The 25688-nt window shown below is 41.6% G+C and carries 21 protein-coding genes; 1 reads left to right on the top strand and 20 read right to left on the bottom strand.

Annotated features, from left to right (window positions below):
- Position 1 precedes the first annotated feature (1 nt).
- The 17 genes from ACVC7T_RS01420 to ACVC7T_RS01340 form a co-directional block, all read right to left on the bottom strand.
- On the bottom strand, positions 2 to 523 hold the full coding sequence (locus tag ACVC7T_RS01420; RefSeq protein ID WP_105206552.1) for a GNAT family N-acetyltransferase: 522 nt from the start codon (positions 521 to 523) through the stop codon (positions 2 to 4).
- 436 nt (positions 524 to 959) lie between these two features.
- Positions 960 to 2003 carry a phenylalanine--tRNA ligase subunit alpha gene (gene pheS / locus ACVC7T_RS01415; RefSeq protein WP_105160971.1) on the bottom strand — a complete coding sequence of 348 codons (1044 nt, stop codon included), beginning with the start codon at positions 2001 to 2003 and terminating at the stop codon, positions 960 to 962.
- Between the two features lie 293 nt (positions 2004 to 2296).
- Positions 2297 to 4021, bottom strand: coding sequence for a glycoside hydrolase family 3 protein (locus ACVC7T_RS01410; protein ID WP_105160972.1), 1725 nt, complete (start codon positions 4019 to 4021; stop codon positions 2297 to 2299).
- A 10-nt stretch (positions 4022 to 4031) separates the two neighbouring features.
- Positions 4032 to 5822, bottom strand: coding sequence for a glycoside hydrolase family 3 protein (locus ACVC7T_RS01405; protein ID WP_105160973.1), 1791 nt, complete (start codon positions 5820 to 5822; stop codon positions 4032 to 4034).
- A gap of 46 nt (positions 5823 to 5868) precedes the next feature.
- Complete coding sequence (locus ACVC7T_RS01400; RefSeq protein ID WP_105160974.1) at positions 5869 to 6669, bottom strand: HAD family hydrolase; 801 nt, start codon at positions 6667 to 6669, stop codon at positions 5869 to 5871.
- Positions 6669 to 7508, bottom strand: a complete 840-nt coding sequence (locus tag ACVC7T_RS01395) for an SDR family oxidoreductase (protein ID WP_105160975.1) — start codon at positions 7506 to 7508, stop codon at positions 6669 to 6671. Before ACVC7T_RS01395 ends, ACVC7T_RS01400 begins: the two co-directional genes overlap by 1 nt.
- Position 7509: 1 nt before the next feature.
- Complete coding sequence (locus ACVC7T_RS01390; protein WP_105160976.1) at positions 7510 to 8610, bottom strand: mannonate dehydratase; 1101 nt, start codon at positions 8608 to 8610, stop codon at positions 7510 to 7512.
- A 13-nt stretch (positions 8611 to 8623) separates the two neighbouring features.
- The gene (gene uxaC, locus ACVC7T_RS01385) at positions 8624 to 10024 is read right to left on the bottom strand and encodes a glucuronate isomerase (protein ID WP_105160977.1); all 1401 of its coding nucleotides are present in this window, start codon (positions 10022 to 10024) and stop codon (positions 8624 to 8626) included.
- A 1-nt stretch (position 10025) separates the two neighbouring features.
- Positions 10026 to 10646 carry a bifunctional 4-hydroxy-2-oxoglutarate aldolase/2-dehydro-3-deoxy-phosphogluconate aldolase gene (locus tag ACVC7T_RS01380; RefSeq protein WP_394731935.1) on the bottom strand — a complete coding sequence of 207 codons (621 nt, stop codon included), beginning with the start codon at positions 10644 to 10646 and terminating at the stop codon, positions 10026 to 10028.
- A 121-nt stretch (positions 10647 to 10767) separates the two neighbouring features.
- A complete protein-coding gene (locus ACVC7T_RS01375; protein ID WP_394731936.1) occupies positions 10768 to 11484 on the bottom strand; it encodes a FadR/GntR family transcriptional regulator in 717 nt (238 codons plus the stop codon).
- Positions 11485 to 11528: 44 nt separating this feature from the next.
- Positions 11529 to 13328, bottom strand: a complete 1800-nt coding sequence (uidA, locus tag ACVC7T_RS01370) for a beta-glucuronidase (protein ID WP_394731937.1) — start codon at positions 13326 to 13328, stop codon at positions 11529 to 11531.
- A gap of 15 nt (positions 13329 to 13343) precedes the next feature.
- Entirely contained in the window at positions 13344 to 14372 is a 1029-nt protein-coding gene (locus tag ACVC7T_RS01365) for a PfkB family carbohydrate kinase (protein ID WP_105160981.1), read from the bottom strand.
- Between the two features lie 55 nt (positions 14373 to 14427).
- Positions 14428 to 15981 carry an MFS transporter gene (locus ACVC7T_RS01360; RefSeq protein WP_394731938.1) on the bottom strand — a complete coding sequence of 518 codons (1554 nt, stop codon included), beginning with the start codon at positions 15979 to 15981 and terminating at the stop codon, positions 14428 to 14430.
- Between the two features lie 192 nt (positions 15982 to 16173).
- Positions 16174 to 17004, bottom strand: a complete 831-nt coding sequence (locus ACVC7T_RS01355) for a DNA/RNA non-specific endonuclease (protein WP_447262343.1) — start codon at positions 17002 to 17004, stop codon at positions 16174 to 16176.
- A 28-nt stretch (positions 17005 to 17032) separates the two neighbouring features.
- On the bottom strand, positions 17033 to 17224 hold the full coding sequence (locus ACVC7T_RS01350; RefSeq protein ID WP_257117765.1) for a DNA-directed RNA polymerase subunit beta: 192 nt from the start codon (positions 17222 to 17224) through the stop codon (positions 17033 to 17035).
- Positions 17217 to 18500, bottom strand: a complete 1284-nt coding sequence (gene murA / locus ACVC7T_RS01345; protein ID WP_447262342.1) for a UDP-N-acetylglucosamine 1-carboxyvinyltransferase — start codon at positions 18498 to 18500, stop codon at positions 17217 to 17219. The genes ACVC7T_RS01350 and murA overlap by 8 nt, the downstream gene beginning before the upstream one ends.
- 14 nt (positions 18501 to 18514) lie before the next feature.
- Complete coding sequence (locus ACVC7T_RS01340; RefSeq protein WP_105111681.1) at positions 18515 to 18745, bottom strand: DUF1146 family protein; 231 nt, start codon at positions 18743 to 18745, stop codon at positions 18515 to 18517.
- 165 nt (positions 18746 to 18910) lie between these two features.
- Between ACVC7T_RS01340 and ACVC7T_RS01335 the strand changes: the two genes are divergently transcribed.
- On the top strand, positions 18911 to 19489 hold the full coding sequence (locus tag ACVC7T_RS01335) for a DUF6900 domain-containing protein (RefSeq protein WP_447262341.1): 579 nt from the start codon (positions 18911 to 18913) through the stop codon (positions 19487 to 19489).
- 935 nt (positions 19490 to 20424) lie between these two features.
- Here ACVC7T_RS01335 and ACVC7T_RS01330 read toward each other — a convergent pair.
- The 3 genes from ACVC7T_RS01330 to ACVC7T_RS01320 are packed head-to-tail and all read right to left on the bottom strand — an operon-like array spanning position 20425 to position 25687.
- Complete coding sequence (locus ACVC7T_RS01330) at positions 20425 to 21462, bottom strand: RNA helicase (RefSeq protein ID WP_447262340.1); 1038 nt, start codon at positions 21460 to 21462, stop codon at positions 20425 to 20427.
- Positions 21444 to 23039: an ATP-dependent nuclease gene (locus ACVC7T_RS01325; RefSeq protein ID WP_447262339.1), complete on the bottom strand. Its 1596-nt coding sequence runs from the start codon at positions 23037 to 23039 to the stop codon at positions 21444 to 21446. The genes ACVC7T_RS01330 and ACVC7T_RS01325 overlap by 19 nt, the downstream gene beginning before the upstream one ends.
- 17 nt (positions 23040 to 23056) lie before the next feature.
- On the bottom strand, positions 23057 to 25687 hold the full coding sequence (locus tag ACVC7T_RS01320; RefSeq protein WP_447262338.1) for a DEAD/DEAH box helicase family protein: 2631 nt from the start codon (positions 25685 to 25687) through the stop codon (positions 23057 to 23059).
- Position 25688: the final 1 nt, after the last annotated feature.

Here is a 25688-nt window from a genome sequence, read left to right as displayed (position 1 = left end):
ATTATCCTTTCTGGTGCAAAGGCCGTTTCAGTAGCCAATCCACATCAATCTTATCACCGACCGCAAATTCATGCTGGCCAAATTTTTCAAAACCGTATTTTGCATAGAATTGCTGAGCCTTGTAATTATGTTCCCAAACTCCCAGCCAGACCCAGTCACAACTAGACTGCTCTGCTTTTTCCAAAGCAAATTCAAACAAGACCTTCCCAAGACCGCGGCCTTGAAAAGCCTGCAAGAGATAGATACGCTGGATCTCAAAGGCATTTTCCAACTCCTGCTCCGTCTGGGCAGAACCTTGGTTGAACTTGAGATAACCAACTACCTGTTCATCAACCCTTAAAAAATAATGCTGGCAATTGGGATCAGACAACTCCCTTGTCAAAACCTCCACGGAATAAGCCTCCTCGAAGAATGCTTCCAACTCCTCTGGATCATTGTCATGAGCAAAGGTTTCAGCAAAGGTCTGCTTGGCCAGCTCCTGCAAAACGGAAACCTCTTCTAAACGTATAGGATCAATCTTCATCTCATTGCCTTTCATTACCTAAGTGGACTAAGTAAACCGCTAGAACAGCTACCATTTCTCGTACTGAATACCTAACAAACTACCTAAATCACGACAACTTTCAAGCAAAACAATATTTTTTGCTTGAAATCCTAATAAAGTAGCTAGGGAAGTCGCAGAATAGCGATTTCCTTCTACTCACTCCTACGGAGTTACGACGCTCTAAGGTATAAAAAGATACTTTTTCAACCTTAGAACTAGTGAGGGGAGTAGGTAGACCGCTATAGCAGCTACCGTTTCTCTCAAACAACAATTTACTAACTTTTTCGGATTACGACGGATTTCAAGCAAAACGATATTTTTTGCTTGAAATCCTAGTAAGGTAGCTAGGGAAGTCGCAGAATAGCGATTCCCGTCTACTTAAGAGCTGACTTTGTCAGCCTTAAGTAGTGCTACGTTAAAACTGCTCCGAGAATCGTACATCGCCTTGGTAGAAACCACGGATGTCATTGATACCGTAACGAAGCATGGCAATCCGTTCCTGACCAAGACCAAAGGCAAATCCAGAGTACTTGGTTGAGTCAATCCCACTCATTTCCAATACTTGTGGGTGGACCATGCCGGCACCGAGGATTTCAATCCAGCCTGTTTTCTTACATACGTTACAGCCGTCACCACCACACTTGAAGCAAGAAACATCCACCTCAACAGAAGGCTCTGTGAACGGGAAGTAAGATGGGCGCAGACGAATCTGACGCTCTTCACCAAACATTTTCTTGATGATCAATTCAAGCGTACCCTTGAGGTCACCCATGGATACATTTTCACCGACAACTAATCCTTCAATCTGGTGGAACTGGTGGCTGTGGGTCGCATCGTCCGTATCACGACGGAAAACACGCCCTGGCGAAATCATCTTCAAGGCACCCTTTGAAAAATCATGCTGGTCCATGGTTCGAGCTTGAACAGGTGACGTATGGGTCCGCATAAGGATTTCTTCTGTGATGTAGAAGGTATCTTGCATATCACGCGCTGGATGATCTTTTGGCAAATTCATGCGCTCAAAGTTGTAGTAGTCTTTCTCCACTTCAAACCCGTCAACGATTTGGAAGCCCATGCCCAAGAAAATATCTTCAATTTCCTCTGATGTTTGCGTTAAAACATGGCGTTTTCCAACCTTGACCTGACGACCTGGCAGGGTCACATCAATAGTTTCTGATGCTAATTGCTGTTGAATTTTCGCTGCTGCAACCTTCTGAGCTGTTTCTTCAAAGGCTGCTGTCAGCACATCACGCACTTCATTGACCTGCTTACCAACGATTGGTTTCATATCGTTAGAAAGATCTTTCAAACCTTTCAACAGATCCGTCAAGGACCCTTTTTTACCCAAAACTGCAACACGCAGGTCTTGTAGTTCTTTTTCTCCTTGGTGCTGGATTTCTTTTAGCTTTTCTAGTGTGGATTGGCTTAGTTCAGCCAACTGTTGTTCAATGTTTGACATAATTCCTCCAATAAAAAAACGCATGACACCACTCGTATCGGAGCGTTGTCACGCGGTACCATCCGTTTTCATCTGCTAGGCAGACCTTAGTTCTAAGTCCTTGCGTGAGTGAATTCGACCAACTTTCACTGATTGAGCTTGCAGTCACGGCTCAACTCCCTGGGCAGTTTCCATAGGTGTACTAGTCTCACAGACTTCTATTCAATTAAGAATATTCTATCAAAAATAAGAAAGTTTGGCAATAAATATCCCTAGAAAAACTCCCTCTATCTAGGATAGAAAGGAGTTTAGTTTTATAGTTTTGCTTGCCATTTATTGGCCCAAACATTCTCATTTGGCACACCATAGAAGTCATCTTTTCCTTCCAATTTATCAAGGAGGGATTCAATAGTATTTTTATTGTGATGGTAGGCATTGATAGCAGTTTTGACCATGGTAACATCGTGAAGATGGGTCGTATAGTTTAGTGAAACGAAAACGGTTGGAACTTCATGTACATACCAAGGAACTTCATTGGACATGGCCGTTTTCCACTGGATGCGGTAATTATTCTGCGCTCCATATCCAATGACATTGGCAACAGTCAAGGCTAAATCAACTTCTTCTCGGTATTGCAACGTTTTTCCTTTGATCCGAGTCGTACCATCATTGACGGTCACTTCATAACCACGCGCTTCCAAGGCAGCTTTAAGATTATCAACCACTTCTGTACTTGCTGCCATAATCCCTTCTTTTTCACCTTCTAGGTAATACAAACGGATTCTGCGATGGGTTTCTGGACTGATTGGAAGATTTTTCTGTGTATCTTTCAACAGCGTAATTGCCTTGTCTGCTGCCTCACGTTGCCAAGCCAAGTGTTCTTCACAGCCGATAATAGCCAATTCATCAGCTGATTTTAGCAAGGTTCCTTCCGCTTGCTTGATATGCAGATTGAGTTTGGCTTTCAGACCTAAAATGCGACGGAGAGCATCATGAAGTCTTTCCTCAGTAATCACTCCCTTGCGGTAGCCATTGAGCATAAATTCAAAATCTTCTTCTAAGTTATTGAAGAATAAGAACATATCACAACCCGCAGCAATGGCTGCAGGTACGTAGTCTTCACGACGCATGGCTGCTGTCATCCCCAACATGTGGCTGGCATCTGTTATAACCAAGCCATTGAATTCCAATTTTTCTTTCAATAAATCTTGAATCAATTCAGGAGCCAGTGTTGCAGGCAAAATATCTTCGTCCATCAAACTTGGATTCAGTTCTTTCTGGTAATATGGCAAGGCTATATGACCTGCCATAATCATCTCAACACCAGCTTCAATATGATGACGATAGACACGACCAAAACTATTGTCCCATTCTTCTGGAGAGAGTTCATTGACACCGAGGACTAGATGCTGATCACGTTCTTCTGTACCATCTCCTGGGAAATGCTTGATACATTGAATAACATCTCTTTCAGCAGTTAATCCTTCTAAATAGGCACTGGTATAGGCAATCACATCATCCGCATTTGTGCCGTAGGCTCTGGTATTGACAATCGTATTGCGCCAGTTCTGTACAATGTCCACGCACGGATCAAAGTTGACATTTACACCTAATGCAGTCTCCTCTCTCGCAGATACGAGACCTGCTAGGTAGGGAATACGAGGATCCCGACTGGCTTCCGATTGAGCACCTGAGGAAATATAGGTTCCGCCTTTCACAGCGCCATCTCCACCTGAGTCACAGTTCGCTGCAACCAAGAGAGGTACTTTTGAATAGCTTTGCAACTCGTTAATCAGTCCTTGTACCTGTTCTGGACTACCATTCATATAACGGGCTCCGCCTATATGGTATCGATTCATCAATTCCTGATTACTCAGATTATTTCCACTAAAGGCATCTCCTCCGAAGAAGAATAGATTGACAAACAATTGACCGATTTTTTCTTCATCAGTCAGATGATCCAAGGTATCTTCCACCCAAGAAATCTGCTCTTCATTCAAATAATAGGGTTTCTTCCGCAAATCAACTAATCTAGGCATGTTTTCCTCCTTATTTTCCGCGCCAAATCTGTGTATCTACCAAGCCACAGTAGGCATCAACAGGTGATACTCCTGTAAAGGCTGACTCTCCTGCTAGTTTGGCAACCAAGGCTTCTAATGTGACAGGCAAGCCATCGTAGGCATTGATATAGGTTGCAACCTGTGGCATATCTGCAAGTGCGAACGGGTGCTGAACAGAGACAACAATGGTTGGAATTTCGTGAACATAGAAAGGCTGGTCTGGTGTTCCCTTGGCAGCTGGCCAAATAATCCGCTGAGTTGTCCCTCCTGAGTTGACATCAACTAAATTGATAATCAAATCATAGTTATCTGTGATTTCGGCAATTGGACGCTTGGAAGCATAGACATTTGCAATCGCTGCTGGTCTTTCTTCTTCTGGCAATTTGGCAATCCGTGCTTCTGTATTTTCCCAGATAGATACTTGGTGGCCTCGAGCTTCTAATAGTTCTTTCAGCGTATCAGCTGCTCTCTTCTTGCCAGCATTGATCATGGCACCAAAACCACCCTTATAGCCATCTACTTCGACCAACAAAATACGTTTGTAGCGTTCTGGATTGACTGGGAAAATTCCTTCTTGTTTGGCTTTTACCAGGGTAATCGCCTTGTCAGCTACTTCTTTTGCAAGCTGTTTCGCCTCATCTCTACCAATCAAAGCCAGCGCTTCTTCTTTTGGAACCATGATTTCCTGACGACGACCTTCAAACAAGTGAAGACCGAGTTTAGCTTTCAAACCCAAGGTACGACGAAGGGCATCATGTAGACGTTCCTCAGAAAGCAGACCATTTTCCAATCCTTCTTTCATCCATTGCAAATCTTCTTCTGGATCGTTGAAGAAAAGGAAAAGATCACATCCTGCCTCAATAGCTGTAGGCAATAGCTCACGACGGGACATAGAAGCTGTCATACCGATCATATGACTGGCATCCGTGACAATGGCTCCATTATAACCTAACTCTCCACGAAGCAACTCATCCAAGAGGGTTTTATTCAGCGAAGCTGGTAACATGTCATCCAATTCACGTTCTGGGTGCATTTCTTTCTCAACATTTGGCAAATGAATGTGCCCCGCCATGATACCTGGAAGACCTGCTTCAGCCATCTCACCGTAAATCCGTCCAAATGTTTCCATCCATTCAGACTTGGTCATGGGATTCGAAGCAAAAGAGAGATGATGGTCACGTTCATCAATACCATCGCCTGGGAAATGCTTAGCAAACGGCACAATGCCATGCTCCATAATGCCACGCATGTATTCTTTGGATAATTCAATGACTTGGTCTACATTAGCTCCCCAAGTTCGGTTTGCAATGATAGGATTGCGCCAATTACGACTGAGGTCCATAATCGGTGCAAAGGAGGCATTGCAACCTACTGCAGCTGCTTCAAGTCCTGCAACTTTCCCCATTTCATAAGCATAGCGGAGATCGGTTGTCGCAGCAATCTTGATTTCATCCCCAATTTTCGTTCCGTCCGTAACGGCGCCATTCCCACCAGATTCGGTATTGGCTGCAATCAAAAGGGGAATCTTAGACTTGGTCTGCAAAATATAGTTTTGCTCCCAAATATCTGCAGCAGGGCCAGGATTGTAACGAACAGCAGCAATCTTATAATCATTTAATACTCCAGTCAGATAGTCTTCCGTCCGCTGGCTCCCCATATTGACAAAGAGGTGACCGATTTTTTCATCCAAGGTCATCTGAGCAATGGTTTCTTCAATCCAAGAAATTGCCTCATCATCAAGGCTGTAAGGTTTCTTCCGTAAATCTACTAAATGTGTCATGTTTGCCTCCAAAAAAGCTAGAGGGCATAGCGCCTCTAGCCCTTCTCTAGTCGTCTAAATTATTCCAAAATGCCTGTATCAATTCTGTTTCTTTCTCATCTGTGAATAATTGATGAACAAATTCATCTGCAATCGTTTCTGTCAAATCCGCCCAAGATTGCATCTCTTGTCCTACTAAAATAGGATAGAAGTGAACATTATTGAGTTTCGCCGCCTTCAAATCACCTGGCGAGTCACCAATCATCATAATCTGCTCAGGACAATACCCTTCCTCTATTAACAGTTTGATGACATCTTCTTTCTTGCCACGGTCTTGACAGTACAATTCTGTAACAAAGTCCATCAAACCCTGGTCTGTCCACTCTTCTTCTACCGCTTCCTTATTAGCAGAAGAAACTACGTAGACTTTTCCTAACTGGCTCAATTTTTCCAAGCCCTTGTGAACGCCGATGAAGGCTAAAACTGGTCCACTATACTTCTTAATGGCTTGATTGACTTGATTGGACCATTCTAAAGCTAATTCCAAGTCTTTTGATGGCTGCTCCTCTATCAATCTTTCCAGAGAAGCATTTGACAAAGAATCTGTTGTAGCAACCCAATTTTTCAAGTTGTCTATACCAGTCACACCTGCAAAATCTAGGCCTTTAACTAAGCCTACAAAACGGTTAATGCCACGTTCTCGAGAGTAGAGATTAACTCGATTCCATTCAGCTAAAAACGGTTCTTTATCTTCAACACCAAAAACTTCCGCAGCCAAGGGGCCGAAAAAGAGTTTATGTTTGTAGGTCATGGTGTCCATGGCGCAGCCATCAGAGTCCACACAAAATACGTAATCCGTTTTCATCATCAGACTCCTGAATAGGCTGAGAAGCCACCATCAATCGGTAAAACAACACCGTTGACAAAACTTGCCAAATTCTCGTCTGCCAAGAAGAAGACTCCGCCGACTAGCTCTTCCGCTTCACCAAACCGCCCCATTGGTGTATTGGTCAAAATCTTGTTGGCACGTGCGGTCGGTTGACCCGACTCGTCAAACAGCAAACCACGGTTTTGGTTGGTAACCAAGAATCCAGGCGCAATCGCATTACAACGGATGCCAACTTTTGAAAAATGGACTGCTAACCATTGGGTAAAATTACTAATAGCAGCCTTGGCACCTGAATAGGCTGGAATTTTTGTCAAAGGAGTAAAGGCATTCATGCTGGAAATATTGATAATATTTGCTCCCGAGCGACCGATCATATCCTGTGCAAAGACCTGTGTTGGCAATAAGGTTCCTAGATAATTCAAATTGAATACAAAGTTGATACCTGCCTCATCCAAGTCGAAGAAAGTTTTGGTATCAGCTGGTAGTCCAATCTCATGGAATTCATTGTCCGTTGTCGCTTTGGGATTATTGCCTCCAGCACCATTGATTAAAATATCTACTGGTCCAAAATCTGCTAGGACTTGCTGGCGGACTTCTTCCAAATTTTCCTTAGAAAGAACGTTTGACTTATAGGCTTTTGCTACGCCTCCTGCTACTGCAATCTCATCAACGAAGACCTGAGCCGCAGCTTCATTTAAGTCCAAAAGCGCAACCTTTGCACCAGCCTTAGCAAATTCTTTTGCCAAATAGCCACAAAGAACGCCTCCTGCACCTGTAATAACAACAACCTTGTCCTTAAATTCAATAACACGTGACATATTAGCTCTCCTTATTTCCAACTGTTTTTACTTTAATTCCAAAATCTGGTGTCTTGCCTGCTGCTCGCATATTGGCTTCATAGAGACCGTTAAAGTAGGTTGCCCCAAGGGCTCGGTCATACAGACCATAACCAGGTGTCTTGGTCTGGTCTCCCCAGATACGACGACCGTGGTCTGGACGTAAGGCTCCAGCCCAGTCATAGTCCACCAATAATTTAACAACAGCATTCATATCAATGTCACCAGCCTGTGACAGATGTGCTGTTTCTTGGAAGCCCCAAGCACCTGCCGTCACATTGCGCGTATGCATAAAATTGATGCGATTGCGTTTGAGAGCATATTCCGTCATGGCAAGGACATCATTTTTCGGATCAGAAGCATAGGATCCTACACACATGGTAATTCCATTGTGTTCTGAATCATAGAGATTCAAAAATCGTTCAACGGCTTCTTGACCAGTGATGATACGAGGTAATCCGAAAATTCCATACGGAGGGTCATCAGGGTGAATGGCCATTTTGACGCCAGCCTCCTCAGCCGTTGGTATAATCGCTTTGATAAAATACTCCAAATTCGCCCATAAATCTTCTTCAGAGATATTCTGACGATAATTTTCGATAATAGCCTTCATTTCTTCCTTGGAATAGGACGAGTCCCAACCAGGTAAATTCAAATCATCCGCCACAGGATCAACACCAGCCAAATCAGATTTAAGGAAAGCTAAAGAGGTTGAGCCATCTGGAAGTGGGTGGTGCAAGTCTGAACGGGTCCAGTCAAACACAGGCATGAAATTATAGCATACAACTGGAATACCTGCAGCCCCGACATTACGGATGGAAGTTTTATAGTTTTCGATTAACTCATCACGATTTGGCTTCCCTTGTTTGATGTCTTCATGGACAGGTATGGATTCGATAACCGTAATTTCAAGTCCTGCCTCTTCGACCATTTTTTTCAGTTCTAGAATGTTTTCTAGTGGCCAAGCTTGACCAACTGGTACATCGTAGACTGCCGTTACGATTCCCTGCATACCAGGGATTGCTTTAATCTCTTCCAGTGTCACAGGATCTTTTTTCCCGTACCATCGAAATGACATTTTCATGATTTACTCTCCTTTATTGTTCAAAAAATTCTTTGGCATTGTAATAGGATATGGCTTCTACAAACTGGCCTAAACGATTGTAATCTTCAGGCACTTCTTCATCAACAATCCATTGGCCAACATAGGTCGCTAAAATGCGTCTGAAATAATCATGCCGTTGATAAGATAAAAAGCTACGCGAATCTGTCAACATACCAACAAAATTAGCAAGCATGCCCTGTTCTGCATAGGCATTCATCTGGTCAATCATGCCCAACTTGGTATCATTGAACCACCAACCAGCACCAAATTGTAGCTGACTACGAAGCCCTTCCTCATTGGACTGGAAATTCGCCAAAGTATTGGCCAAAGCAATGTTGTAACTTGGATTGAGATTGTACCAAATCATTTTTGGAAAGGCATTTTCCTTGACCAAGTTATCTAACAAACGATTCAAATTCACAGTCAGACATGTCTGGTCTCCAATCGAATCCACACCTACATCTGCTCCAAGTTTTTCAAACAGTCCTGTATGGTTATTCCGTAAGGCACCAAAGTGAACTTGCGTCACAAAGCCATGTTTCTTGTACAATCTGCACAATTCTCTAAAGATAGCAGTCTGCCATTTATTGATACTGGATTGACCAGCTTCTTTACCTGCAAGTCTTGCTAGTAAAATTTCATCCAACTCTTCGAGGGTAGCCTCTTCATAGGAAATAGTCGTAAAACTGATGTCACTTGCTCGGCAACCATGTTGAGCAAAATAGGAAACTCGCTGACCTAGTGCCTCTACAAAACTTGCAAAGTCTCTTACTGCTACCCCTGTTACTTCCTCCAAGCGTTTCATAAATGGATTGAAATTTCGATGCTCGATAAAGGCTTCATCAGGGCGGAAAGTCGGTGCCACTACAGTATCTATGGTAGAGTCCTCAGCCAAGCGCTTATGCCATTCTAGTGTATCTAATGGATGGTCAGTAGTCCCAATAAAGGTCACCCTAGCATCCGCAATCAGCTTACGTGGACTAACTTGATGTTCTTGCAAATAAGCATTGAGCTGATGATAGAGTCGCTCTGCATTTTCTGCGGTCAACAATTCCTCAACACCGAAAACCTGGCGCAATTCCAAATGACTCCAATGATAGAGAGGATTTCCGAAAGCCCGTTCCAAGGTTCTTGCCCAGGCCTTAAACTTATCTAGTTTACTTGCTGAACCTGTGATTTCTTCTTCTGAGATACCATTAGCCCGCATCAAGCGCCACTTATAATGGTCACCCCCCAACCACAGATCAATAATATCTTCATAGACCTTATCTTCAAAAATTTCCTTCGGATCAAGGTGGCAATGGAAATCATAGATAGGAAGCTCTGCTATTTTCCCGTAAAGTTCCTTTGCAGGCTCATTTTTTAGCATAAAGTTTTTGTCATTAAAACTCATTTCATCCCTCCAAAGCTGCAACAAAACTGCGAGCAATCGTCGTTACACTTTCATAGCCTTCAGCCTGTACTCGACTTGCCAAAGCCGAACCTACTCCAACAGCACATGCACCGGCTTTTTTCCAATCTGCAACATTATCAACTGATACGCCACCTGAAGGCATCAAATCCACTTCAGGCATAGGTCCGTGAATATCCTTGATAAATCCAGGTCCCAACACACCGCCAGGGAAAAGCTTGATAATGGGACATCCCGCCTGGCTGGCTGTGACAATCTCTGTTGCAGTTGCACAGCCTGGGAAGTATAGCACTCCAACCTTTTTCGCCAAGTCTTGAATTTCCCTATCAAAATGAGGACTAACCAGGAAACTAGCACCAGCATCAATGGCCGCTTGTGCCAACTTAAGATTCATTACAGTTCCTGCACCGATGACTACGGAAGAATCGTCTGAGAACTCCTCTTGTAATTCTTTGATAACTGTCGCTGCATTTGGAGTCGAAAATGTAATCTCAATATTTCGAATACCTCCCAAAATCGCATGGCGAGCGATTTCTTTCGCATCTTCTTCATCTTTTCCACGAATTACTGCGAAAAAGTAATTTTCTTTTAATTGCTTTAACATCTTGACCTCCAATTAGAAAGCGTTGTCATTTATAGCTATAGTATACAATTCATCAGATGATTTGTCAAGAAAAATGCAAAAAATACCCAGAAAATTATTCTGGGCAGTCTATTTTGTGTTTCTATTTATGATCATTGAGACCCTGCATGGTCATATCTTTACCAAACCACTCACTCAATACAACCTGTCTTACTGCTATAATATGTGCTAGCATGCTATCATATGCTGCAACAGGATGACGTTGTTTGATAGCCATTAAGATATTCCTATGGGCCTGTAAACTATCTGTTTTCATCTGACGATTTGAATAATTTTCATTGATTAGATGGATAGACTGGTTAATGACAGGCATGAGACTTGTCATTGCCAGATTCCCACTCATCTCAGCTAACATACAGTGGAATTGTACATCCAATTCCAGATGCTTCGAATCTCCAGCAGCTACCGCCTCTTCAATAGCAAGGACAATTTCTTCTAGTCGAGCAATATCTTCGTCCGAGGCAAACTGTGCAACACGCTCCGCAATTCTCGGTTCAAGCAAATACCGCACTTCAAACAAATCTGTCGTCAACTTCACACGGTCTCTGACCAAAGAAAAACCTAAAGGATCCTCTGATACTCCCTTTTTGGAGCTGATATAGGTTCCCGACCCTTGGCGCACCTCCAGAATATTTCGAGTAGCCAAACTTCGAACAGCTTCACGAACAGTCGAACGTCCAACTTCTAAATCTTGGGCCAATTCATATTCATTCGGAAGCTTGTCTCCAACTTCATATCCTCTTTCCAAAATCAATTCCAATAAGCGTTCTGATGTTTTTTCTACCAAGGGTCTTGCCATATGTAACTCCTTCAATCTGACTTTCTATCTACCCCTATTATAGCCTAATTCTTCTTATAATGGTAGTTCGGAATGGCAGTCCAACGTTTCTTAATTTCTCTTACAATTTGCTTGGGTTGTCGATTTCTTGAGAATAATCCTTTATGGTTTCCTTGTATGCGAATGATACCAACTGTAGTTTCAAAATCTGCAAAATTCCATACCTGCTCACCAACTAAATTAGGAATAGAATCAAAGACGCGATGGTTCATATCATAGTAATCCACCTGAAATTCCTCTGTATAAGGAATATCCCACATCGAATGCAAACCTGGAAGAGTATCTGCACCATATTCCGTAATCAAAATTGGCTTGTCTGGATAAAGTCCTTGCCAGGTCTCTAATTCCTGTCTCAAGCCCTTTTCTGCTGCCTTCAAGTCACCATGTTCAACATACCAACCATAGTAACGATTGAGACAGACAACATCAACCAAATCCATAACCTCATCCTTATCAGGCGTTGCTGTCATAATATTGACCAAGGTCACAGGACGCTTAGAAGGATCTCTGTCCCTCATGCGCTGAATCAAAGGTTCAAAGTAAGCACGCGCGCCTTTTTCATGCCCTGCTGGCTCATTGGCGACGACCCACATCACTACGGATGGATGATTTTTGTCACGAGCTATCAATTCATCAATCACCAGCTCATGAGCCTCCTTGGTTTGCATAACTTCCCAAGTATTTTTTACTTCTTCAGAATCACCTGTCAAATTCAAGGCTGCATTGAAAAGCTGGAACAGACCAACTGCTGGCACTTCATCAATGATAACGATACCCAAACGGTCAGCCAGTCTCATCATCTCCTCTGAATAAGGATAATGCGATGTTCTAAAGGAATTTGCTCCAATATCTTTAAGCAAATTCAAATCCATCAGATTGGCTGCTTCATTGAAACCACGACCATTGATGAAAGTATCTTCATGCTTACCAAATCCCTTGAAATAGAACGGTTTTCCGTTGATGAAAAATTGCCCATTTTCAACCGCAACACTACGAATACCGAATTGTTCTGAGTAGGTATCGAGCAAGTTTTCTCCGTCAACTAATTCAACTTTAGCAGTATAGAGATAGGCATCCAAGACCTCCCAAAGGCGTGGATGTTCAATGACCATTTGCCCATTTTCAAGAAGACCTAGTTCCTGTCCCTCTTGATCTATAATATGAATACAAATTGAATCATAGTGACCAACTGCTTTCACATCAACATGTACTACTGCCTGAGTCAAATCTTGATTTAGCTCCGTCCGAATAACAATATCCTCAATTCTATTTTTGGGACGTTTATAGAGATGAACCGTCCGCTGGATACCAGCATAGTTGAAAAAGTCAAAATTTTCCTTGACGGTCTTCACAATTTGACCATTCTCATCCACTTCTTCACTATAATTCCCTACTGGGAGGGTTGTATAATTTAGTTCATTATTAGCACAAACTGTCAAACGGAATTGATCAGCATCGTATAAGTCTGATGGAACCAAGCATTCAAAAGGGGTAAAACCGCCCTTGTGCTCCCCGATTAGCTGACCATCTGCATAGACTTTGGCCTGATGTGTCACCGAACCAAAGCGTACAACTAACTCTTCATCATCAGCTACTACTGGAAGAGCTACCATCAGTTCATACCAATTATCACCGACAAAACGACGCTTTGCCTTATCGACAACAACATCATTGAAAGAACTCGGTACAACCATCACTTCATCTGTATCTAACAGAGTATGAACATCATTGTTCCCTTGCTTAAATTTCCATATTCCATTTAAGGAATAGACTGAGCGTGTTTTTGTTTGGATTGGATACAACATACTTTTTCCTTCTTTCTATCGTTTTATTTCACGTGAACCTTTTTTCAATAGCAAATCAATATCTGATTGACTGATGACATTAATGTCCCCTTCAATGGTATGTTTGAATTGAAAACTAGCCATCCCCAAGTCGACTATTTCCTGTGGTGTTTTTTCTTGCAAATAGCCCAAAATAATTCCTGCTGTAAAGGCATCCCCTGTCCCAACTCGGTCCAAAACTTGAATGGATTCTTTTTCCGTTTCATAAAGAATACCATCTTGATACAAGTATGCTTTCAGCAAATATTCATTATTGTAGGTCATTTCCCTCTGGGTAAAAGCAAGACCCTGCAAAGAATAGTTCTCTGCTAATCCTTTAACAACCTTCAGCAAGGTATCCTTATCTTCATAAGGACGTTCTAGTCCCAATTCATCCTTCAAATCTTTTCCAGATTCATTTAAAAGTTGAATAGGCTCTAGGCCAAAGCAGATATCCGCCAATTGCACAAAGGGAGATAGTTTTTCCCTTGCTTCTTCAAAAGAAGACCACAAACTTTCGCGATAATTCAAGTCAAAGGAAACCTTGACACCCTGCGCCTTTGCTATCTCCATTAAGCGAAAAGCTAGGCGATAAATATCTGGATTCAAAGCGACCGTTATACCACTGAAATGAAACCAATCGACACCGTCAAACATGCCTTCCAAATCATACTCTTCTTCCCTGGATAAGCTAAAGGCAGAATAATCACGGTCGTAGGTCACCTGACTGGGCCTGAGCGAAAAACCTTTTTGGTAGTAATAAAGTCCAAGCCTTCCTTTTTTCCGAATCAGATGCTTCTGTCCAATCTGCCGTGCAAAGAGAAAGTGTTCTGCCATTTTCCCAACTTCATTTTCCGGAAGTGCCGTCACCAACTCAACTGAATGACCAAGCTGAGCCAAGCTGGCCAAGACATTCAACTCTGAGCCACCAAATTGACATTCTAAACTAGATGCCTGTGTCAAGGTTTGATAATGTGGAGGTGATAGGCGCAATAAAACTTCCCCAAAAGCCAAAATTTTCTTCATACTGCCTCCTAGACGAAAGACCCAGCTGGAATCCTCCAGCTAGGTCGTTATTGTATTATTTATCGTCGTATTGGTCAACCTTATATTGAGTAACATCTACATAATCCATATCAGATAATGGAACATTTTTCGCGATTGCACGCACACGTTCTTCATCTGTAGCCGCTTTCATAACATGGATTTTCTCTTGAATACGAGCCATTTCTTCCCGATCAAGTTTGTAGAATTTCATCAAGAACAAGGATACGCTCAATACCGCTGCTGGAATCACTGTCAACAGGACAATCAAGGCCATTCTCAAATCTGTAGAGAAGGCAGTTTCAACAGTTGGGTATTCTTTGCCAAATCCAATCGCCGCTAATACAAAACCAACCACCATCGGAGCAAATGAAGAAGCAATTGAGTCCGTCAATGAGAAGATAGTGCCAATCATTCCTGACAAGTAACGACCAGATACTGATGTTTCATAGTCTGTAATATCCGCACCCATTGTCAATACCAAACCAGATGGAGCACTAGATGCGTAGCGAGCAATGATATAAACAACAAAGAAACCGATTGTATAGAGATTCCAATTTGACAGATCTAACATTCCTGGTTTAGCAGAAAGAAGCATAACTGCTAGAATGATGAGTCCTGTAATACCTAATTGCAATGCGGTTACATATGCAAAACGCAAACCTTTGCGACGAGCCAATTGCGCAGCACCTACTGTTACGAGAATACCTGGCAAAATCAACAGCATAGACATTTTTCCAGAAAGAGCATAGTCACCGAAGATAATACCATACAGCATAACCCCGATAACGGAATCTCCAAACAGTTGAGCAACAAATTTTACAAAGGCTGCAGAAATTGAAAGAACCTGCAAAGGTTTGTTTCCTTTGATGACTTTCCAGTAATCTTTCAACTTCGTTTCTTGTGTCTTCTCACCAAGACCAAAGTATTTCTTATTGTCTTTTTCCCAAATACCGATAATAGCAAGAATACCAAGAACAGCTGAAATAATGACTACACCAAGGAATAACTCTTGGAAGAATCCCGGGGTAAACCCACCATGTTTTGGAACCAAGGTTCCTGACACGACCACTTGGCTACCAGTCATCAACACAGTTGTGGCGATACCATCAACAATGTTAAAAATCGGACGTTGTTTTGGATCATTGGTAAGCGCTACTTGTCCTGCTTTTGTAATCGTCTGTTGCAATGAATAACCAATTTTATGGATAATTAAAACAACTAGGAATAAAGGTAGACGCAAACTTTCACTAACACCACTCAAGCCTAACATCATAAAGAGTGAGGAAGCTGTGATAATATTCCCTAAAACTAAGATTGGACGGTACTTACCAAACTTTGTATCAGTCTTGTCAATAAGAACACCAATTGATGGATCAATAAATCCATCGAAGATACGAATATATCCCATGAGCTGACTAACAAATAGCGCCGCTAAACCAAGTACCCCAGTCGATAAATAAGTCACAAAAGTGAAGGCAACTAAGTAGATATTGGTCGACGAATTATTCATCGCAAACAATATAATCTGCCATAATTTAGCCTTGTTATAAGTAACGTCTTCGACACGTTGCTCAACATGTTTTTCCATCGGAAAGTCCTCCTAAATTTTTCTACGATAAAATCGTAAGCGTTTTCTTTAACTATATTCTAATATTCATCTGATGATTTGTCAACAGTTTTTGTAAAAAATTTTAATTTTTATTAAAAAAAGACGATTTATCGCAAAAATCGTCTGATATATTCTGTTTTTTAACTCTTAATTCATCTGATAACTCCTACCCTAGTTAAGATGGATTTCCCCACTATGGTAGTTAATACTCAATCCACTCTGAACATTTGGCACAAAGACGTTGAATTCCAGGCTACCGTCTGACGATTTAGCCTCCAGGTGACTTCCTAGAGCAATCAGGTCATCATCATCCGCATAGATCAGTGTGACACGGTAGCGGACACGTTTGTTCTTGTCCAAGGCCCGGCGGACTTTTGTTTCATAGTAGTTTTGCCCAGTAGAATAATCCTCATAAGCCTGATTGGACCAGGCCGTTTGAGTGGCAATATTCTTGGGATTGCTGGTTGAGGCGTCAAATCCATCTAAGCCACCAATCAAGGCATAGCCCAGCAAGTGCCCACGGTCCACCGCATGGTCGTATTCTCCTGGCAAATCATGAACCTGATGCCAACCAGCCGGCGTCCAGGAGGTTCGCCCTTGGCCTGTCTGATCACGGTCCTTGTACTGACGCGTAGATTTAGCCATGAGGGCATTAGCGACAGTTGGAATCTCCTCGCCCTGCACCCGCTTGGTCTTATTATCCGCATAAGGCATACTGGAAACTGACGCATCCAAGTTGGTTTTATTATTATTGATAATGAAGGCACCGGCCCCATTCCATTGGATCGAGCCACCCAGTTGTTTCTTGGCCTCATCCGTCAATACACTGGACGCCAACTCCTTGTCGGGTGTTGATTGACTTGCACTGGACTGATTGACATAGTAGGACAAACCCTGACTTGTAGATGACGGCTGATTAAAAAAGTAACCTCCGCCGACCACCAAAATAGTCACCAGCAGGCTCAGCAAACTAGTCGCCTGTTTTTTCGTTTTATTATTCATCATTTCTCCAAAAAGAAAGTAGGCTACCCTACTTTCCTGTAAATTTATTAATCAATTCCTGCCATTTTTCAGGCGAAAGGACAGACCAAATATTGTCACCATCACCAATGACGCCATAGCCAATCATCAAGCCCACTGCAAACAGAAGGAACATGGCCAAGAGGACCAGCAAGACAATCAATAATTGTTTTTTGATATACCCAAACTGTTCTTTATCCATTTTCTACTTCTCCACTCACGCGCTCAATATCCGCTCCCAATCCAGCTAATTTCTCATGGAAACGATAGTACCCCCTGTCCAGATGACTGAGACGGCCAACAATAGTTTCACCTTCAGCAACAAGTCCAGCTAGAATCAGAGCAGCACTGGCCCGCAAATCAGTCGACATAACTTCAGCACCTTGAATTGGCTGACCACCAGTAATAATCGCTGTATCTCGCAAGATTTCTGAAACAACGTCCATCCGGCGCATTTCTTCCAGGTGCTGGAAACGATTTTCAAAAACAGTCTCAATCATGGTTGACTCACCTTTGGCAACGGCCATCAAAGCCGTAAATTGAGCCTGCATGTCCGTAGGAAACCCTGGATGTGGCATGGTTTTGACCGTCACAGGCTTGAGTTGTTCAACCTGCGAACACACACGAATACCTGCATCCTCTTCTGTTACTTCCACACCCATTTCAAGCATTTTAGAAATAAGGGGACGATTGTGCTCCCAGACGGCATCTTTGACCAGGACATCACCACCAGTCATGGCAGCAGCCACCATAAAGGTACCTGCCTCAATACGGTCCTGAACAACAGGATGCTCTGCACCAGTCAATTCCTCCACACCGTGAATGGTCACCGTTTCTGTACCAGCTCCCTTGACCTTAGCCCCCATCTTATTGAGGAAGTTAGCCAAGTCAACGATTTCTGGCTCCCGCGCAGCATTTTCCAAGACAGTCGTTCCATTGGCTAGAGTAGCAGCCATCATCAGGTTTTGAGTAGCGCCGACACTTGGGAAATCAAGGTAAATCGTTGTCCCCTGCAAACGCTCAGCTGTCGCCTCTATATAACCAGCCCGTTGCTTGATTTTTGCGCCCATGGCCTGCAAACCCTTGAGATGTAAGTCAATCGGCCGGCTACCAATGGTGCAGCCACCAGGCATAGACACCTTGGCATAGCCATTTCGCGCTAAAATTGGGCCCAAAATAACAATCGAAGCCCGCATCTGACTGACGTATTTGTAAGGGGTTTCTGAGCTCAACTTACCGGTCGCATCAATATCGACCGTCTTAGTCTCCTCATCAAACTTAACACGAACACCGAGACCACGAACCACATTATTCATGGTATAAACATCAGACAAAATCGGTACCTGGGTAAAACGAGATTGACCATTTTTTGCTAAAACAGTAGCCGCCAAGAGTGGCAAGACTGCATTTTTAGCCCCTTCGATTTCAACCTGACCCTTGAGAGCAGCTTTCTGACCTCGAACAATAATTTTATCCATGAAATTCCTCTACTTTATGCAAAATTCGTACTGAAAGACCGACCTATGATCACTAACTCCAGGAAGAAGGTCGATACCAGGTAGCCCAGGGCAATTGCAAGAAATAAAATCAGCAAGTTAATTTTTGGCTGATTGTCTCCTGTCACCTTGAGCCAACGTGCCCAATCAACGGTTGTCACCAGAAGATGATGGGCCAAATAGATAAAAAGTATATGACTTAATAATTGTAAAATTGATGTCACCATGTTTCCATTATACCACACCCCACCCAGCAGTCCAAAATAACAGATAACTATTCACCACCCATAACCCATCAAAAGCCCAAATAGGGGCTTTTAATTTTACCCTTGACTCTTTACTCTAAACGAGTTATCATCAGAGCACAAAAATTAAAAGTAAAGGAGAATCAGATGGAAACATTCAAGAATAACCGCGAAGCCCAACACAATACAAATCTCGAAGAACAGATTCGAGAAATATACAACTCAGAAGATGAAAATCCTGAAACGGATGAAATTCTCACGCAAATCGCAAAACAAGTCGGCGGAATTTCTACCCTAGAACGCCAAAACCTGGACAGCCAAGATTTTCACAATATGTCGGTTTGGCGGTTGCGTGAACTGTTGCATGTGAGCTACGAGCTTGGCAAAGTCCACGCCGAGCCAAAATCAGTTACACCAGCCTTCGAAAAGACGCAGGAAGTTTATCACCAAACCTACCTAGAACTCGAAATTGGCGATGCGGTAGAATTTGGCAGATTTTCAAATTTCGACCTCGATTATGAAGATATTTTCAAAGATAAAAACTTCAAAGTTAAACACAAATTAAGTAGCAGACAAACCCTCGAATATACTTGTCAGTTCAAAGATTTCGAAACCGCCCAGAACCTTTACCGCCAACTGGACGATGCGGACGATTTTAATTTTAGGATTTTGCTAAATCATCTCAATGAACAAGAAGTTGAAATTATAGACAGAACTATTAACTAGCCAGCGCATCAATTTATACCTCAACCAAAAACACGCCCCGAAAGCGTGTTTTTGCGTGCTGTGCGTTTATTGCGGTTATTTTCCCGCAGACCAAAGCCTCGTAACACTATCTCCTTTCAAAATTTAATTTCGAAGTGGCTATCTTACTCCAAAATCTCACTGGTAATTTTCAACTTTTGAACCATCAATTCATCCGCCAACATTTCCATTTCGTCCTCGCTGTTGGCGTTCGCCATGGTTTCGAACAGGTTTAACATATTAGGCAGGGGTGTTTCGAATTCGAAAAACAATTCTCGTGTATTCCAAACTTTAACTTGATAGCTTTTTCGAAAACCGATTCTGCCGTTTTCTGTAAAAGCATTTTCTCGTAATAGGCGAGGCAGCCCCATCAACCTGGCAACTCCGCCCCATTCGACAGTTTCGCCTTCTGAAAGATTTTCGTTTTCATATTGATTGATGCTATGTAGACTTTCCTAGTACAGATTGTGGCGGATAGCGTCTGCCAGTTTTTCCAATTGTTTGTAGGTTTTGTAATTTTCCATAAAATCCTTTCTTTTATTTTGACAGTCACATCATAACTCTGTTTGGGCGAAGAGTCCAGTCTTTTTGGAGAGATTTTTGAGTAAAATTTACATCAATTTTAGAGGTGGCGAAACAGATTTTGCTCATTCCAACAGGTACTAGGACAGAAGATTGTGAAGCCGTCAAGGAAAATAGAAAAATGGCAGAGACTCGGCGTGAAAAAAGCAGAAACCTTAATGGGGTTCTTGATTTTTTGGGGGTTTTAGGTTAGCACCTGACTGTCGATGTAACTCAAGGCTGGCGAAAAAGGGAGAATACGCAGTAAGTCGCCTGATGGTTTGCCTGAAAGGTGGCGGTGTGTCGGGTGTGATGATTATTCGTTAAGTCGCTCGGAGCGAATGGCGGTGCGAAAGCTATTTTTTGTAATCTGAAACACTAGTTTCAGGTATGAAATATAGGTTTCTTTTAGTTCGAGTACACGCAACATAAAATTTCGATTTAGTAGAAGGCGCCAACCCTGAAAGCTTCTGCTTATGAAAAGCTTCAAATGTCTTTTTGTTTAGAACAACACATACATCCAAAAATTCTCCTCCTTTACTCTCTCCCCAATTCTGACTGAAACATTTATACGTGGAGGAATTTTGATAAAACAACTTCAAAATCTTATCGTTCTCCGCTATTTCTTTGATGGCAACATTATCATCAAAACATTCCACAATGCTACCCGCCTCTTCCGAACAAGAGTGGATAGATATTCCTAATCTTGACGAGATGAAGTCACAAACAGTAGTCGGACATCGATGGCTATGAGATAAAGTATCTGTATCAATTTCGAACCCAGCCTTCGAAATTTCTTTTATCCACCTATCTATATTCGAATGAACACCCTTTCCTGTATTACCTCTTTTTGATGTACTGAATGTTTTCTGGTAAAAGTCCCCTAAAAGAAATACGTCAGCTTTTAACTTCGACAAACTAAGCATCCATTTGAAGTCATCAGACTCAAAATCTTGACATTCATCAATAAATACACAATCAAAAAATTTATCAATTCTATCTAGGTAACTATTATCGAATTCTATCTTATTCCTACCTATAGTTAATACTCCCTTTATCAGTGAGTTTGAGAGTTGGTTATCTATAATACGACCGTCTTTGCTTACGGAGCTATTATCAGATGGATTGGTCTTTTGATAGTCAAAAATAATTCCCTCTGGGCGCTTACCCAAGTAAGGCACTAAGCAAAAATTATAGAGAAATTCAAACACTCCAAAAATATGAGTGTTTTCTGGAACATTCCCGTACTTCTCACAAAGCCTATCTTTTAGAACTTCCTGATTATTTATTGTGTATGTTATAATCAGATTCCGTTTTTCAGGTTGTATTTTTTCAATTATTGTCCTTGTTTTTCCACTTCCAGCAACCGCATGAATTAATCGCTTTTCACCCATTCTATCGCCTCTTTAATATAATTTGGAATACTAAAAGATTCCCGTAACGAGTTATCATCATTGAATTTTGTTAATAGCCTGAGCGCAAACTCTGCTTTTTCTCGAAGCATAAATTCTTGAATATTGTCAGTTTGAGCAACATTTAAAGAGTCTATCAGATCTGAATTTTCATTATATAGACATACTTCGAACGTTCGATTAGCATCAATAGTATCAGAGAACACCTTGATACTGTCATAAGTATCATACTCTGAATATCTACCTAACACTTTCGATTGATAGCTGCCATCATTATCCGTAACTACTGCAACTTTTTTATCGCTAAAACCTTTTGCAACTTCCAGATATCTTTTAAAGCTTAGGCCGTCAACAGAGATGATAGCTACACCACAATTCGATGCATCTTCAGAGTGAATAATTTCGAAAAACTTTTCCATCAAAATATACTCAGCATTTCCCTCCACCAAGATAACTTTTTTAGACAGAATAAAATTCAAAAGATTTTGGTTTGTTGATTTTTTGAAAAATTTAACTGTATCAGGGCTTAAATCGGCAACTTTCGAGGTCTGACCTTCGTTAACAAATATTAAATTATCGACACCAAGTCTTGAGGTTATCATATTTGAGTGTGTACCGATAAATACCTGAACATTCGTATCCTCGCTTAGTGTATTTACTAGTTTTTGTAAATTTAGATAACTCAAATGATTTTCAGGTTCTTCAATCAATAATATTTTAACTCTATCTTTTAAAGTTTTATAAGAGTTTTCGACACCCAATAGCACCTTCTCACCTTGACCGAGATTTTTAATATCCACTCCGTTTTTTGCGGCAGAAATAGTATCTCTGAAAGTTCTCTCAGATTCTTCGAAGTGTAGCGTAAATTCCGAATCCACCGACTCTATTAAATTATCATCTCGTAGAGCGTTTATAAATGAAAACGAGGATTCTCTAAATTTATTGTTGACCTTAGCTCGATTCGTTTCGTTAATAGAGCTCAAATAGACTTCATCAATTCTTTTCCGAATTTCTTGATTTGTGTCTATCAGACTCGCATTAACGGTGCTATATAAAAATTTGAACGGTTTAGAGTGAGAAAAGTACGATTTTCCAGCAAATGTTAAAAACTCAACTTTGTAAAATTCATAAGGAAAAACGTTCCAATCATTGTCCGTTAGAATTTCCTGAATTTCTTGACGATAATCAGAATTGGGAGTGACTTTCAGACCAATTCCATAAGCCTTTATCTTTTTTGAATTATGAACGCCTTCAATTTTGTAATTTGTTGCTATTTCTGGATTGCTCTCATCGAAATACAGCTCAATAAAGGTCTCTGGTAGCTGTTTAAAATCCCCTTTTTCAGCTAAAAATTTCGAGACAGCTGTTGAGTTCATTAGACTAGCAAGACTAACTTTTTCAATTTGAGAATGACTACCGCTTAACACTAATCCTATGGCTTGGAGAAGCGTCGATTTCCCTGCGCCATTTTCGCCAATAAAAATATTTTTACCGTTATTACATAAAATTTCCGTAGAAGTGAATCGTTTGAAATTTTGTAGAACAATCCTTGAAATCATATAACTACCTCACTCATTTACAACCTCCTCAACTCTTCCTTCACCAATTCCTCGCTCACCGCATGATTATAAAACGGCAAGCCAATAATGCGATAGCGGTCATCATCAACCAAAGTTCTAGCTTCGTCCCGTTCAGATATTTGCAGAAGGAATTTCTGTTTCCAGCCTTCATTGCTATTCTCAAAAGTATTGTCACTATCTAAGAATTGTCCGCCCTTTGGTTCGATAAAAATCTGCCACGAGACATTTCCCGTTTTCTTGTCATTAGCAAACATCAGAAAATCGGGTTCGAAAGCACGACCGTCTTCGAAGCTATAAATCTTAACAGCTTTTTCGTTGCGGAGCAGATAAATATCTGTCCACTTTTCTTCCAGGTCTGCCATCAACTCCTTAATAACTCGAACCAACATCTTTTCTTCGTCAGTTCCAAAGTTGTCATCATAAGCATACCAATCAAAAGCGTCTAAATCCTCGAAATACTGGGTTTCTGTGCGGTTTTTCTGAGACAGTCCGAACTCCGCATCGCTTCCCTGATTAACTGTAAACTTCCGCTTGATATTGGCTTCAAACAAGTCTTGAATTTTATAAGCTGTAAATTCATTCGAGCCATAAAATCTTTCTTCCAGCGCCACCAAGTCTTTTTCGATATAGTGCAAAAGTTTTTCAGCGATGAAGAGTTTATGCTCTTGGCTAAGTTTATCAATCGCCTTTTTGTCTCCCCCGATAATCAAGTCAATGTTTTTCAACATGCCGATAAAACCATCAAGGCTTGCTATACCAGGAAAAGCCTTGATGAGGTTTTCGAAGGTGTAGGCCTTATTTCGATTGATAGCAGTTCGGATAATGTTTGGCTCAATTTTCTTACCGAATTTGTAAGGCAAACTGACAATATCTTCCGAGACTAAGACAATATCCTCGCCTTCAAAAGCGCCAAAATCACGGGATGATTGCGTTGGCAAGCTCACCTCAAAACGAGTCGGAATGATGGAATCATCCAACAAGGAAAGTTGCTGTTTCTCAGCCAACTCTTTTCGACTTAAACGCTTATTCATCCAAACAAGCCCGTCTGTATAAGTGCGAGTCTTCTTGAAACTGTCTTTCAAGCGAAGTTCACGTTCTACCAAATTTTGGTCATCGTAAATACCAGACTCACGTAAGACCTGCTTGAGTTCGGAAATATAGCGTGGGTTATTGGCAGAATGATAATGAAGTTGCTCAATGGCACGCAATTCATGAAGTTCATTTTCATCGAATTTTCGAGTGAATTTCTCGTCTGAATTGTCGCCAAATACAAATGGATAATAACGAGCGCCACGTCCAATCAACTGTTTTTCAGCATTGGTGGTAGAACCTGCCACAAAGCCATTCTTGGTGACTTTACCGTCACGAGTGTCGTAAAGGCGGACAATATCAAAGAGGTTCAGCACGTCCCAGCCTTCATTGAGCATATCCACGGCAAAGATGGCACGGATTTCATTTTCATGATTTTCAAGTGTATTTAATTCCACCAAGCTATTGCTGGTTTTATTTTTTCCATCAATCAAAAGCAGGCGTTCGAGGCGAAAATCTTCTTGCAACTCCGCTATCAAGTCTTCATCTGATATTCCTGACTTAGCCAAAAAGTCAAAAGCTTGTTTCAAGATGCCGTCTTGAGCTAACTCACGCTGACTTGCAATTTGTTGCACAGTCAGATTCGTCAGCATTTCCAAAAAGCTATCCAAATTGCCCTTGCTCTCTGCAATCTTCTGTGACTTGAACATAACCAATGGCTTTAAGTTAATACCGTTTTTTAGAGCAATTTTCTTGCGGAATTGGCTGATGAGAATAGCTTGAAGCATGCGTGCCGAGACGTCGCTATCCACCAGATGAAAGAGGACATCCTTGGAGTATTTGTCCAAACGAAACTCTTTCAGGTCGTACTTATAAATCAAGTGCTTTTCGTACTTCTGGGCAATATCCTTGTTATTTAGGTCAATAGTTGCCGTAAATTCTAATAGGCTAGACTTTTTAGCCGTCTTTTGAATGTTCTCGATGGTTGACGTCCAGCTGGTGTTATCCTTCTTCTCTCCAGCATTCAATCCTGCATTAAGGTGATGGGCTTCGTCGGCTAAAAGCACGACTGAAATATCTTCGAACTGTTCATAAGAAAGTCGATTTTCTCGTGGCGTATTCAAATCTTGATGGAGTTTTTGAATCGTCGTAAAGACAATGTTAATAGCGTTCGGGTCGCTATCCGAAAAATCGGTGACTTCTCGTACAGGTACGACTTGATTGTTAAGCACGATTTTTTCCGCAAATAGATACTTGCTTGCTCCAGCTGTCAAAAAGTTATCACGGGTTTTCGTCAAGATATTATCATTATTAACAAAGAAGATGAAGTTACGTTCCCCTTGCTGATATTTTTCAAGAATGAGACTCGCCATGAGAAGAGTCTTGCCCGAACCCGTCGCCATGTTAAATAGGACATGTTCTGGACTCAAGAAATTTTTCACGTCTTCCTTGTAGTGCAAATACCGCCCCAAAGCTTCCTTCTGGTAAGTACGAAGAGGGTATTTGAGGTTTTTCTCAAGTTCAGCTGGAACTTTCTCCTTGAAGTCGACAAAGCCGTTAGCACTTGCCATGTTGTAGATTTCGTATAGAAATTCCATG

This window comes from Streptococcus sp. P25B114, assembly GCF_053010325.1.
This window is presented reverse-complemented; position numbering and strand designations above follow the sequence as displayed.